Source organism: Chroococcidiopsis sp. SAG 2025, from assembly GCF_032860985.1.
Taxonomy (GTDB): domain Bacteria; phylum Cyanobacteriota; class Cyanobacteriia; order Cyanobacteriales; family Chroococcidiopsidaceae; genus Chroococcidiopsis.
Genome location: NZ_JAOCNC010000001.1, coordinates 6481382 through 6493859 on the forward strand (window position 1 = coordinate 6481382; position 12478 = coordinate 6493859).

At 43.7% G+C, this 12478-nt stretch carries 11 protein-coding genes, 1 tRNA gene and 3 pseudogenes; 5 read left to right on the forward strand and 10 right to left on the reverse strand.

The window, feature by feature from the left end; genetic code table 11:
* Positions 1 to 71: 71 nt before the first annotated feature.
* The 5 genes from N4J56_RS31540 to N4J56_RS31560 all read right to left on the reverse strand — a co-directional run bounded on the left by N4J56_RS31540 (position 72) and on the right by N4J56_RS31560 (position 4469).
* Complete coding sequence (locus N4J56_RS31540) at positions 72 to 1049, reverse strand: cytochrome c oxidase subunit II (RefSeq protein ID WP_317110315.1); 978 nt, start codon at positions 1047 to 1049, stop codon at positions 72 to 74.
* A gap of 231 nt (positions 1050 to 1280) precedes the next feature.
* Entirely contained in the window at positions 1281 to 1877 is a 597-nt protein-coding gene (locus tag N4J56_RS31545) for a DUF2231 domain-containing protein (protein WP_317110317.1), read from the reverse strand.
* Positions 1874 to 2371, reverse strand: coding sequence for a DUF2231 domain-containing protein (locus N4J56_RS31550; RefSeq protein WP_317110319.1), 498 nt, complete (start codon positions 2369 to 2371; stop codon positions 1874 to 1876). Before N4J56_RS31550 ends, N4J56_RS31545 begins: the two co-directional genes overlap by 4 nt.
* A 685-nt stretch (positions 2372 to 3056) precedes the next feature.
* The gene (locus N4J56_RS31555) at positions 3057 to 4019 is read right to left on the reverse strand and encodes a hypothetical protein (RefSeq protein WP_317110320.1); all 963 of its coding nucleotides are present in this window, start codon (positions 4017 to 4019) and stop codon (positions 3057 to 3059) included.
* Between the two features lie 78 nt (positions 4020 to 4097).
* Positions 4098 to 4469 carry a mechanosensitive ion channel domain-containing protein gene (locus tag N4J56_RS31560; RefSeq protein WP_317110321.1) on the reverse strand — a complete coding sequence of 124 codons (372 nt, stop codon included), beginning with the start codon at positions 4467 to 4469 and terminating at the stop codon, positions 4098 to 4100.
* A 280-nt stretch (positions 4470 to 4749) separates the two neighbouring features.
* On the opposite strand from N4J56_RS31560, the pseudogene N4J56_RS41390 reads away from it, so the two are divergent.
* Positions 4750 to 4821: pseudogene (locus N4J56_RS41390) on the forward strand (IS200/IS605 family transposase); the annotation flags it as partial.
* A gap of 144 nt (positions 4822 to 4965) precedes the next feature.
* On the opposite strand, the gene N4J56_RS31570 reads toward N4J56_RS41390, so the two are convergent.
* Positions 4966 to 6255: a sodium:proton antiporter gene (locus N4J56_RS31570; protein ID WP_317110323.1), complete on the reverse strand. Its 1290-nt coding sequence runs from the start codon at positions 6253 to 6255 to the stop codon at positions 4966 to 4968.
* Positions 6256 to 6355: 100 nt separating this feature from the next.
* Positions 6356 to 6403 (reverse strand): annotated as a pseudogene (locus N4J56_RS41395) (hypothetical protein); the annotation flags it as partial.
* A gap of 482 nt (positions 6404 to 6885) precedes the next feature.
* On the opposite strand from N4J56_RS41395, the gene N4J56_RS31575 reads away from it, so the two are divergent.
* Together N4J56_RS31575 and N4J56_RS31580 are read left to right on the forward strand one after the other, a co-directional pair.
* Positions 6886 to 7008 (forward strand): hypothetical protein, encoded by a 123-nt coding sequence (locus N4J56_RS31575; RefSeq protein ID WP_317110324.1) that lies wholly within the window; start codon positions 6886 to 6888, stop codon positions 7006 to 7008.
* A gap of 234 nt (positions 7009 to 7242) precedes the next feature.
* A pseudogene (locus tag N4J56_RS31580) lies at positions 7243 to 8414 on the forward strand (IS4 family transposase).
* Between the two features lie 240 nt (positions 8415 to 8654).
* Here N4J56_RS31580 and N4J56_RS31585 read toward each other — a convergent pair.
* The 3 genes from N4J56_RS31585 to N4J56_RS31595 form a co-directional block, all read right to left on the reverse strand.
* A complete protein-coding gene (locus N4J56_RS31585) occupies positions 8655 to 8807 on the reverse strand; it encodes a hypothetical protein (RefSeq protein WP_317110326.1) in 153 nt (50 codons plus the stop codon).
* A gap of 72 nt (positions 8808 to 8879) precedes the next feature.
* Entirely contained in the window at positions 8880 to 9446 is a 567-nt protein-coding gene (locus N4J56_RS31590) for a DUF3611 family protein (protein ID WP_317110328.1), read from the reverse strand.
* 99 nt (positions 9447 to 9545) lie between these two features.
* Positions 9546 to 10721 carry an HhoA/HhoB/HtrA family serine endopeptidase gene (locus tag N4J56_RS31595; protein ID WP_317110329.1) on the reverse strand — a complete coding sequence of 392 codons (1176 nt, stop codon included), beginning with the start codon at positions 10719 to 10721 and terminating at the stop codon, positions 9546 to 9548.
* Positions 10722 to 11707: 986 nt separating this feature from the next.
* On the opposite strand from N4J56_RS31595, the gene N4J56_RS31600 reads away from it, so the two are divergent.
* A tRNA-Val gene (locus N4J56_RS31600) sits at positions 11708 to 11781 on the forward strand.
* 316 nt (positions 11782 to 12097) lie between these two features.
* Positions 12098 to 12253 (forward strand): hypothetical protein, encoded by a 156-nt coding sequence (locus tag N4J56_RS31605; protein ID WP_317110331.1) that lies wholly within the window; start codon positions 12098 to 12100, stop codon positions 12251 to 12253.
* Positions 12254 to 12478: the final 225 nt, after the last annotated feature.

The window sequence follows — 12478 nt, forward strand, 5'->3', positions numbered from 1 at the left end:
GCAAGTCAAAAGTTAAAAGTCAAAAATCAGGAGTTAGGAGTAATTTTTCTCCCTCAGCTCCCTCAGCTCCCTCAGCTCTCTTGTTCCCTCTTGGGAGCATAATTCACCACAGGCGGGGGTGCAGGTGGGATAGTGTCCCAACCGCGAACGGCTACCTTGTCTTTCGTTGTCCCAGAGCGATCGTTGGCTTGGCTGTACTCGAAAGCAGCCCGATTAAAAGCAGGGGTGGGCGAGCCAGCGGCAGCGTCGGCAAGCCACTGTTGATATTCGTTGAATGGTTGAACCACGACATCTGCTTGATTTGCAGCAAAGTAAGTCCCGCTAAACATGGAATCGCGCAGGCGATAGGTTCCAGTTTTCACAGGAGTCAGTTCAAAATCGATTTCGTGGTTAGGAACGACATCTTGCTTCAGGCGAAATGCTGGAATATAAAAGCCATGTAACACATCCTGCGATCGCAAGGTAAATCGCACGCGGCGATCGACTGGTAAATGTAACTCAGTGCTAGTAATATCCTGTTTTGGATAATGGAAAATCCATGCCCATTGCTTAGCGGTCACGTCAATTTGCTCGATGGGAGCGGTTTCTACTGCATTCTGAATTTCCTGCTGAGGCTTGCTGTCAAAGGGTTCGGCATAAGCAGGCTGTATTATCTGAGGCATATGCAAGTGTACCAGTTCCATCGGACCCCGCACTGCCATTTTTTCGTAAGTCCGATAGCTAACAAAAGAAAGCGTTAACACCAAAACTAATGGTACTGCCGTCCAGACAATTTCCAGCCAGGTATTGCCTTCAATCGGGGGACCATCGCTCATGTCATACTTACTGGCTCGATGAAAGACCAACGAGTAGAGGAAAGGTCCAATTACACCTAAGTAAATGAATGTGCCTAACCCAGTAAAGAGACTGAATAGATCGTCCAGCAACTTTGCTTCTGCTGCTGCTTCTGGCGGAAACCAAGAATAGGATTGCTTCGCCATCCACAAGCTTGTCATAGCGACCAGGATGGCATAGACCGTCATTATTAGAATTGCACGGAGTTTCATCATGACAGCGATCGCACCATAGTTAGAACAGCGAACTGAGAGGAGAAGACAGGGAGTAGGGAGGACAAGGGGGAGAAGAGAGCTGAGGAGGCTGAGGGAACTGAGGAGGCTGAGGGAGCTGAAAGGACAAGGAGGACAGGGGAGACAAGGGAGACAAGGGAGACAAGGGAGAAAAATTATAGCTTCTGATTCCTGACTCCTGTTTTGACTTTTGCCTTTTGCCTTTTGCCTTCCCTAGAGTTGATTGGGATTTTCGCCTAAGTGCAGCATTTGATCCGCTGTCACATGAATGCCGAACTCAGCACCCAGATGCGCGCCCAGCGTTCCCTGCACAAACATCAGAGCAAAAACAAATAAACCAGCAGCGAGATAACTCCACTGTACCTGTCTTGCCATGTCTTTGCGCCACTGATAGCGTTGAAAGCCTCGCCAAACGGTCATTCCCACAATCGAGGTCAAAATCATTACCCCCCCTACACCGTGTAGAATCATCGTTTCTAAAGCATGAAATCCCCAAGCGCTGGTGACATCCGCCAGGGGTACAGCCAAAGAAACTTCAAACACACCAGCCATGACCGTAAAAAATGTAACGATCGCTGATGCCAACAGGTTATACCAACCGACATCAAACAGCGCCGAGCGGGTGACGGGAATCGCTAGAAACTTAAAAACTGCTTTCTCAACGGGAAACAGCACCCCTACAATATCAAAGGCGATCGCTACGATAAATAACCCTAGCGTTAGATGCACCAGGTTGGGATGGATGGGAATTGGGTAGGGCAACCCATTAACTCCCAAACTCCCCCACTGTTCCAGCAAGTCTGGATTCATAATATACCTCCTCTGATTGCCTCTACGACAGGAATCGTATGCAAGCCATAGACCCACACGAGTAAGCTGCCCAGGTATGTCTGAATACAAACTAGCCCAACTAGCAGCACGCTCGCTGCGAGGTAAGGAAGGGGTAGCTGCGGTCTTTCCTGCAACCGGATCACGTAGCGCCATGCGGTGATGACTGCTAGAATTCCTGAGAGCGACCAGCCCAAAATTGTATGAGCATTCAGCGTTGAAACAGATGCAGCGTAAGGTTCTGCCAGACCTGCCTCAATTTGTCCAAAAATAATGGCAATGAAGATCGAAACTGTTGCGAAAGCCAGATTCCACCAACTGACTTCATACAATTTAGAATTTTTTGTGAAATACCCCAGCAGATCGCAAAACACTGCAAACAGCACCATCGCAATTACGAAATGCACCACGATTGGGTGAATGGTATCGGGGTAAGGAAGGTTATGCTCGTTGAGAGGCGGAAGGTACTTAAACACAGATTTTCAGAGTAATACAGTGACAGCGAGCAGTTATAGTGAAACGAAAGGATTGTATTGCTAAGAATTATCGAAGACAGAATAACTACTGGTGTAAAAGTAAAGTAGGCAGTAACTCCAAAAATTTGAGCAATAATTTTGACTTACTTCTAAAGTATCCCCTTTTGCAACTCCAGTCACTTATCCCTTTCTAATTTGATTGTTTTGGCTTCTGTACGACAGTGAATATCTCAAATCCCAACGCCAGCCCAGCAGTATAATTTCGCACTTGAGATTATTGCCACTTGAACGAGTGAATAGCCTTCCCATCAGAATGCCTCGATTCGTAGTCTCTTGTCTTCATACAAGTGGAATAGCCAATGACAGAACTCATGAGCGTACTGCTTAAGTAAGATTAATTTACTACTATCAACAGGAGGAATTTTAGGATTGTTATTACCTATAGATAGTCGGATAAATAATTGAGCAGCAGGAAAGTTCCAGTTGGAAGAATTGCCAGCAGTAGATTCTGTATTCAAATAGTCCCGATCTAATGTATCTTTTATATCTTCGTTCTAGACGTAAAGTTAAGTATGGGCTGGCGATAAGTCCCTTGTCCCTAGACGTACTAACTTGTCTACTCAAATGCAGCGATCGCAGAATGTCAACAGAAACAACATAACCCGCATAGAAGTAGAGACTATTTTTAAGTCAGCTGGCTAGAGTTCAACAACAAAGAGTCCTCCCGATCGCCTAACACCCCGTAGTCGTTGATAGAGAAATGTATCGCTAAAATCAGTCGATCTCCCTCCGTTGGTGGCAATCCTTTGTGAACGCAAAATGGATCTTCCACAAAGCCAAACCCCGCCGGACCACATATTGTCACAATCCTAGAAGTACCGTAGTAATCAATCACATCTTGCTCGGAACGCAACCGCCATAAGCTGAGAAGATAGGCAAGTTTCTTCTGACGATGACTGCCACGAATACATACATGCGGTCCATTAGCTAAGTTAGTGTCACTTAAGTAGAAGTAAAATCTAAGACAACGGTAATCCTCAAGGTCGTGATGAAAGACTTGCCCAATCGCAGCAGTAGATTCATAAATTGCGACTGTTGGGGGAAAACTCCACCACAGCCAACTACCAGCATGAACCGATTCTACTTTTAAATATTTCGCAGCAATATTTAATAGCTTTGGGTCGCGAGCCAGTTTCTCAATTGCTGGACATAGCAAGCTGGCATTGTAATATTTCCCTAGTCGAAAAGATTGACCGTATGAACTCTGCGCCGCTAGCCTTTCTTGATAAGCAAAACTCAAGCGTAAATTCCCGTCTCCATAGCAATTATTGCGCTCTGCAAACTCACGGATTTCTCTCACCCAACTATCTGGTAGATGAATCCCCAAGTACAATCCGTCAGCGATTAAAGATTCAACTACTTCATCAGTATTAAGGTGACTAAACACCGAATCCTTTTCCTCGTAGACTTTAGCGGTTCGTTGGCGCTGATAGTAATTTAGCATCATGATTTGGATCGAGCTAAAGCGACCAAATACATACATAAATAACCATTGAGGAGTTCTAGATAAATACTTTTTGAGTACGCCAATATAGTAGTAGCTACAGCTTTTTAGTCGAGTTATTAGCAGCAGATTTTGCTCGCGCATCAGCAATTTGCTCACACCTAAAATTAGTATTTGGCAGAAGGTCAAAATCAGGCACCCAGACGAAAAATATCACAAATATCAGCTAAAATTAGTTTCCCCCTTTACAATTCGCATATTTAAGGTATTGTATTGCCAAACAATATCGCCAACGCTAACAATATTACTCCGCAAAATCACAAAGTAACCCGCGATCGCCGTAATTACTTTTTGCAGGGCAAAGGCTACACCTGCTGTGACCAAACCGATTGCAGTGGCGAGTCGATTGGGGTTGTCAAACCGAATTTCTAGCAGCCCCAAGATTAACAGCACTGCCGTAATTAGATTTAGTCCTTGCCCTGCCCAGAACCAAATTCGCCCGTTGTAGCGATCGCGAATTGATTCTCCGATCAAAGCATTCGCTACACGACGCAGCAACCAGAGGATAATCAAGAAGGCTATAGTGAATAACACCTTTAGCCCGATTTCGGTATTGAAGCTAATCAATTTAAAAACTTGCTCCAACTGTTGCCTACTGTTTCAGCCGCGATCGCCATTCCATCCCAAGTCATGTATATGTTTACAGAGCAACGCGATCGATTAAAGTATCCCACAAGTACTTCACAGGCTGAATCTAGCTCAAGTTTTAGTTGGTGCTTCTAACACGTTGACATCAATCAACGGTGTCACGTTAAAACCTCGTTCTAATAAGCACGTTTGGATCTGACGAGTAAGCGTGTTGCGAATTTCCTCTAAAGCTTTTAAGGGTCGTTTTTCAAGAATTCTCAGGCAAGAATTTCCAGAGTTGCTAAAATTGCCTAGTTTATAGACGCATTCTTATATGTTTGACACAACTGAAAAAATTAGCACTTCAAAAGTTTTGGAGTAGATCGAGGAGCGCGCCAAGAGCGATCGCGTTTTGGGCTATGCCGTCTACAATGAATCTACTTGCGATCACATTTTAGTCATTTTAGTTATCTGATTCGGCAGCAAGACCGATCTTATCTCTATTTTCTGGCGTTTTTACTTCTTCGCTGACTGGTAGCGATCGCCTTTCATCTCCTTGGCTGATTCGCAGATTAAGCAGACTGGCAATCCAACGAGCTGTCAGTCCTTGACAAAAAACTGTCATCATAATCGTTAAAAATACTAGAGCTTTAATCGAATCACCGCCGTTAATACCGTGTTTTGTGAGTGAAACCGCAAACAAAGAAGCTAAAGAAGCAGCGACAATTCCACGGGGAGCAATCCAACAGAGAAATAATTGCTGTCGCCAGTTGAAACCTTGATTCCAAGTAGAAACCAATATATTTATCGGACGTACCACAAACATTAGCACTAGAACGGTAAGGACGCTTCCCCAACCTAAAGCGAAAACACTGGCAATTGATAAATCTGCCGCTAGCAGGATAAACAAAACTGAATTAGATAAAATGCTCAACTGTTCGTTAAAGTGACGCAGCAACGGCTCGGAGGGCAAGTAAGCAGCTCGTAAAACTATGCCCATGACAACGACAACCACCAAACCCGATTCACCGCGTATCACCTGTGCCAGACTAAACAAGCCCCAAACGCTAGCTAAAACTACCAAATTTTTCAACTCTTGCGACAGAAAGCTGTCCTGTCTGAGAATGAGGCTGAGCAACCAGCCTCCAACTGCACCAATTGCTCCACCTATACCCAATCGCAAGAGTAGGCTTTCAATTGAGACGAGTAACTCCACATCTCCACTTAAAACTAAATGAAGTACGATCGCTGCTCCAATTGCCCCAATTGGATCGATAAAAACGCCTTCCCCTTCCAAAAGTGTCGATACCTGTCGGTCTACACCTACCTGTTTGAGCAGTGGTTGAACTACTGTTGGACCCGTGACCACTACCAACGAGGCATAAAGAAAAGCAATTGACCAGGGAAATTCGCTCAGCCAGTGGGCAGCGATCGCGCCACCAATCAGGGTAATTAGGACTCCTATGGTGACAAGATTACGCAGGCTACTAGAAACTGCTCCTAACTCTCGTAGCTGTAGATTTAATCCGCCTTCAAATAAAATCAGTGCCACTAACATTGAAACGAGTACTTCCAGACCATTACCCAATAGCGATGGATGTAGAAAATCCAAGCCGTCCGATCCCAGAAGAATCCCAAATAAGAGTAGGAAGACAATGCTGGGAATTTGAAGATAACTGGCTAATACTTGAGCAGAGATACCAGCAGCAACAGTTTCACTTAGCAAAACAGTAGTTTTTAAGGATTCTTCCATAGAAATCTGTGTTAACGAACAATTAGCAGTGCGATCGCGCGAGCGTAAAAATAATTTATGACCTATAAATTAACTATTTTTGATTTATGTTCTTTCCTGTTTAAATAAAGTTATGACCTTTTGAATGCAAAGTTATATTATAGACAAAGTTATGTCAGAATAATTTCAAATACTAGTTAAATACCAGCTTCAATCTTCTGAAAATCACGTAATCTAAGTAAATAGTTGCATGATAGGATTTCCAGAAGAAGGAGGTTTCTGGAAAGCACTAACTGAACTGAGCAAAAAGTGCGTGCAAGATTATGTAACGATTGCGGCAACATTCAACTCTTTGCTAATTCATTTGTAGTTAAAACTGAATCGCGAGCGCGATTAACACTAGCTGTTGTGACATCAACCGAGCAGAAATATAGGTAGGGTGCGTTAAGCTTTAGCGCAACGTATTCTTATATAGGCAAAGTTATATCAGAACGAGCTTAAATGCTAATCTCAATTTTCTGTAAGTCACGTACTATTAGTAGGTCAATGCATATTGACTTAAATACTATTTTGAAAAATCGCACCTATCTAAAGCTTATGCCAAGGATGGCGTACTGGTGAATACAGTTTCCTGCCTTTATTGCCACTCCAATGACGGATGCCATGATGGAGCAACAATCGAACCAGATGGGTAATAGTTTCGATGAGGCGATCGCTAAGTTTCTAGAGCAGAATCGCCCTCACATTCAGTTGAACAGATGCGGGAAACCGTAGGATTTGCTACCAATACTAGTAAGTCGCTAGCACCAAATAATTGGTCTTCGTCTAGAGTAAAAGTAGTTAGATTCCACTACGGTTCAGTTAAGGCTCAAAGTGTTGTAAATTAAGCATTGTTCCCAAGAATGGAAAGTGAGTGTAGTGCATCTGAAGGATTTCTCATTGTTGTCTCCTACGATACAAAGTAGTGATGTGTTCAAAGCGATAGAGGCAGCCATCCCATCCACGGAGATCGAGCAAGCGATCGCTAAAACTAAAGTTTGTGAACAACGTAAACGCTCGTTACCAGCACAATTGGTAATTTGTTTGGTAATTGCGATGAGTCTGTGGTCACGAGATTCGATGAGAGATGTGCTGAAAAACTTAATTGATGGGCTGAGCGAAGCATGGGTGAAAGTGGGGAAATACTGGCGAGTTTTTGTAAATCAGCAATAACGCAAGCCCGACAACGATTAAGTCCAAGGGTGATGAGTCAATTGTTCCATCAACTGGTGCGACCAATGGCTAGCACCGATACCAAAGGAGCATTTCTCAATGGATTGCGAATTGTGGTAATTGATCGGACTTGCTTCGATCTGCCAGACAGCGATGAAAATGCGAGAGTTTTGGTCGTCCGAGCAGCCGTCCTGGCACACAAGCCGCATTTCCCAAACTGCGATTAGTCATTTTGGTAGAAGCAGGAACACATTTAATCTTTGATGCATTGATGTGTCCATATCGAATAGGAGAACGAGTGCGGGCATTAAGATTATTACGCTCCGTGAGTTCAGGGATGTTGTTGATGTGGGACAGAGGGTTACATTCTTATGCAATGGTGCAAGCAACTGTCACAACTGGTAGCGATTATTTAGGAAGAATTCCCGCAAATGTCAAGTTTTTGTGCGAAGAACCACTGGCGGATGGTTCTTATCTGAGTTGGATTTATCCACCTGCTAAATTCCGCTCAAAAGCTTGCCAGCCCATACAAGTCCGAGTGATTGAATACACAATTGGTAATACCGACAACCCAGAGGAACAACTAAGATATCGCTTAATTACCAGCTTATTGGAATTGGAGAAATTTCCGGCTCAACTACTGGCGATTGAATATCATCAACGCTGGGAAGTAGAAAATACTATTGATGAACTCAAAGTACATTTATCAGGACGAAAACTCATATTCGCTCTCAAAACCGCGTGAAGTTGTGCAGGAAGTTTACGGGTGGTTGTTAGGACACTGGGCTGTGCGGTTATTGATGTTTCAAGCTGCAAAGAGCGCGGGTATCACTCCTTTGCGTCTGAGTTTCACTGGGACATTGCGAGTTATTCGTCGTGCTATCCCGAAATTTCAACGCTTGCAATCACAAGAACTCCCCTTTTTTAAGTTGGTTAACTGTAGAGATTTTAGACACTCTGTTACCTGAACGAGTTTCTCGTACCAATCCCAGAGTTGTAAAAACCTGTATCCAAGTTTCGCTCAAAAGCCAAGACATCGAGCCACCCCTCCCGAACCAATCCTCCTATTTTCTTTATCCTCAGCACAGCGTAGCCTTAAATGAACCGTATTGAGTTGGACTGAGGATTTCCTCAACTTCACCCGTTACAGCCAGGGTTCTGCCGTAGTACTGTTGTGGGTTGGAAGTAATTTCCCCTGTGGAAGTGAATTAGTTCAAGAAGACTTGACCATCTTTTTGAATTCTCAGAATACCCTGTTTGAGATCGCGAGGGTTCGCATCTTCATCTAACGCCACCTCTAACATTCCGTCTTTGGATGCAGACATGGGCATGACTTGTACGAAGCCCTCATCCTGGCGCACAAATGTCACAGTTACGGGTACGGGTAAGTTTCTCAGAACTGTTTCTTCTCCACCTTGTAAAACTCGGCGTTCTTAGTCTATCCATTCGAGTAGTCCTAAAGAAGTCAGACTACCAACTAAGTGAGTCCCAATTAAATTGACATTAGCTAGGATGACGAGAATATCAAACGAACGAATTACATTTCCCTGCTGGTACACTGCTACGCCTTGGGGTACAGCTAAAGATTGTGAGAGGATGGCGATCGCGCTGACTTCTGATGCGATAAAGGCTAACAACAACCCCACAAAGCTCGCAATCAAGCCAATTTTTAAAGCTTGAATCACCTCTTCTTTTCTGGGATGCAATTCGCGATCGCTCGACTGCAAGCGTCTGGCTAAAACTCGTCCTCTAAATGCCCAAAATATCCTAAAAGCAGCAAGTAATACGCCAATTACAGCAAAAAAGATACTAAAACCAATCGCCACATTATCTGTGGCGGCGCTGAGGCTGCGGCTAAAGATGGCAAAGATTAAAACAATACCGGAAGTACTAGCGAGTGCCAACTGTATCCAGAAGCTAAAGCGACTGACAACGCGGAAAGTTGCAGCAAATCGTTGTTTTGTTGGGGTTGGGAGCGAAGGTTGGAGTAGCTCAGACATGAATTTCTCCTGCAAGGGTATGTCACTTAATTAATGACAAATTTTCTAAACTAAATCATCACTCAAAGGATGATTTGACGATTCACAACCAAGTTTTTTCTATTTGGAGGGGGTTGGTAACTGTTCTGGTTTCAAAGTTAGCTGTTGAGTTGAGCCATTACGATTGACTGTAATCTGTAGCGATTTGCCTAAATTCGTTGCTTCTATAGAGTCTTGTACAGAGTCGGCAGTTTGAATTTCAGTTGAGTTAATTTGAGTAATAACATCACCAGGACGCAGACCAGCACGCGCTGCTGGAGAGTTAGGAGCAACTTGGACGATTAAAACTCCCCGTTCTTGCGCGACTTTAAAACCAAGGTTACTTTGATTAATTTCCTGTTGAATTTCCGGCGTTAACTCAATCAGTCGCACGCCGATATATGGATGTTCGACTCGACCAGTTTTAATTAACTCCTCGGCAATTCTTCGAGCTGTATTAATCGGAATCGCAAAGCCTAAACCCTGCGCTCCGCCAATAATAGCAGTATTGACTCCGACAACTTCGCCTTGAGCATTGAGCAAAGGTCCACCAGAATTACCTGGATTAATTGCTGTGTCAGTTTGCAAAAAGTCAAGTCGTTTATCATTGACACCAATATCTGAACCGCTGCGTCCTGTGGCACTGATAATTCCTTGAGTTACGGTATTATTTAGACCTAGAGGATTACCAATGGCGATCGCCCATTGTCCGACAGCAATATTATCAGAGTTAGCTAGCTTAACTGTGGGTAAATTTGTCCCCTCGACATCAACCACTGCTACATCTGTAACTGGATCTGCACCTACAACTGTTCCAGCAAAACGCCGACCATCTGTTAATACGACTGATACTTTATCGGCTCCTTCTACGACATGAGCATTAGTGAGGATGCGACCATCTTGGCTCATAATAAATCCCGAACCGATCCCGCGTTGAACTTTCTGTTCGGGAGGAAATGGATTTTCACCAAAAAATCTCTCAATTAGAGGATTGCTAAATGCTGTAGGGACTTCAACAGTACGGGTAGCATCGATTCGTACAACTGCCGATCCTACATCTCGGACAACCTCAGATACAAAGTTAGGATTATTTTGTAAATTTGCTGTAGGTTGGGTAGGTGAAGGTTGAACTTGGACTTCTCTGTTGCCTAGAGATTCGCATCCCGCAGTGCTACCAATTACGAGTATGCCTAAATATAAGACTGGTTGCTGAAAAATTTGCTTAATTGTCTCCCCACGCCATTTTTGTGATTTCATGACTGCAAGCCTTTCTAAATAGCTTTAATTGGTTCTGAATCTGAAGGCAGAGCTAACTTCAATTTAGATGGCAATGGTGGAAAACTCGTGGAAGCTCCTTCCGATCCGTTGAGGAGGCTTGAAAAGCGCTCGCGAGTGAATTATAAAAATTAATTACGCTACGGCTGCTGGAACTAATTCTACTTTCACCCAGCCTGATAGACTGCATGACACCTGCGGGTCACTATGCTAGCGATGCTGCTCTCCCTTTCTTATCATCCTCAAGAAGGATATGAAGCTTATTTAATCTGTCAACTTCGGAATTTTTATATTGTTTTTACTGGTTTCATCTGTAATCTAGGATGCGAGTAAGATTGCACTTAAGGTTTCTCTTTTAAGTTAAATATGAATCCTAAGTACAGAACAAAAATTCTAGGGCATTGAGAAACTCATCAGCCTCTTGCTCCAAGTTGAGGACAATCCTACGTAAGTGGTCAAAACCACGGCGAAACGAGCTGCAAGGCTATTGCATCCATGTTTTTTCAATTTCAGGGGTTTAATTTCGTGCAACCATTGACCCGTGCGAAATGCCCAGTGCCATGCTCAATGGGGCTGCAACGTTTGCCGTAGTAGAGTAACCTGATTCATAGGGTTTCATTGGACTATTCGCAATTTCCATGAAACCCTTTCTTGCTCCACTTTTCAAGGTTGTGTCCTGTAGTAAGCAATTGAATCAGCTTATTCAACTGGATTTGGTTACACTCCCATCTAGGAACTACAGCTGCGTGGGCGTGCAGGGCTAACTTCAGAACTTTGGAATCGGCGAGATATTGCTATTTATCCCACGCTTTGCTGAGGCACTACCGAATAATCTCCATTGATACTGTTCCTTTCTTTGCTCTTGCCATTTGAGTATGTTTTTGAGTACGGCAGAGCAGATATTGGCAGTATCTTTCGGTCGAGTGATTGCATCTCTACCTTTGTCTGTGCTATCTTGATTAATCCACGGACGTATAGCTCAGTTGGTTAGAGCGCTACGTTGACATCGTAGAGGTCACTGGTTCGAATCCAGTTACGTCCATATATCATGTACAGTCACTAATTATTTGTCATCGGTGACACATTAATGTCATTGCGACTAATTATTTGTCGTCGGGACAGATTGATGTTGTTTAAGTGCCAGTGACAGATTCATGTCATTTATTCAAAAGCAATAATGTCCAAAATTTCTAACAATGTCAACGTAGCGCTCTCTTTCAAACCTCCTTAATAAACATTATGATAATCCTACTCAGTACCTGGAGGGTTGCTGCCACTCTGAGCCGCCGAACTCGATTTGCGCGTTGTCTCGATTTTCAACCCACCCAGTACCTGGAGGGCAGTTCAGAGGCTGCAGCATGAACTACGGCACTATTGTGTATATTCTATTACTAAGGTTCAAGCGCGATCGCAAACTTTTATTGCAACTGGCGAGCTTTATAGGCAGCGATCGCCAACCCAGTTGCTTTCTCTTCCGGGCTACCTCCGATCGGTTGTTTTTCTTCTTCAACTGAAGTGGAACATCATCTGAGCCAATGGCTGACATAGTTTGAGGCAGAATTTCAGCAGCTTTGTTACGAATAGTCTCTAAATTGTCTGCAAGTAGAGAGCGAACTATTTCTTTGGGTTGCTCGGATCGCTTGAAATTCTTCAGCGTTTAGTCGCGCAAACACTCGTGCAAATGTATCATGTTCGAGAGAGTGGCAGTGGTAGTAAATTATATTCAGGAGAAATCTCGA

What these genes read in the sequence shown, in the direction of transcription:
- N4J56_RS31570 (WP_317110323.1), bottom strand. Translation starts at nt 6,255, where the DNA reads ATGGAAGAATCCTTAAAAACTACTGTTTTGCTAAGTGAAACTGTTGCT.
- N4J56_RS31545 (WP_317110317.1), bottom strand. Translation starts at nt 1,877, where the DNA reads ATGAATCCAGACTTGCTGGAACAGTGGGGGAGTTTGGGAGTTAATGGG.
- N4J56_RS31605 (WP_317110331.1), top strand. Translation starts at nt 12,098, where the DNA reads ATGAACTACGGCACTATTGTGTATATTCTATTACTAAGGTTCAAGCGC.
- N4J56_RS31595 (WP_317110329.1), bottom strand. Translation starts at nt 10,721, where the DNA reads ATGAAATCACAAAAATGGCGTGGGGAGACAATTAAGCAAATTTTTCAG.
- N4J56_RS31590 (WP_317110328.1), bottom strand. Translation starts at nt 9,446, where the DNA reads ATGTCTGAGCTACTCCAACCTTCGCTCCCAACCCCAACAAAACAACGA.
- N4J56_RS31540 (WP_317110315.1), bottom strand. Translation starts at nt 1,049, where the DNA reads ATGATGAAACTCCGTGCAATTCTAATAATGACGGTCTATGCCATCCTG.
- N4J56_RS31555 (WP_317110320.1), bottom strand. Translation starts at nt 4,019, where the DNA reads ATGCGCGAGCAAAATCTGCTGCTAATAACTCGACTAAAAAGCTGTAGC.
- N4J56_RS31575 (WP_317110324.1), top strand. Translation starts at nt 6,886, where the DNA reads ATGACGGATGCCATGATGGAGCAACAATCGAACCAGATGGGTAATAGT.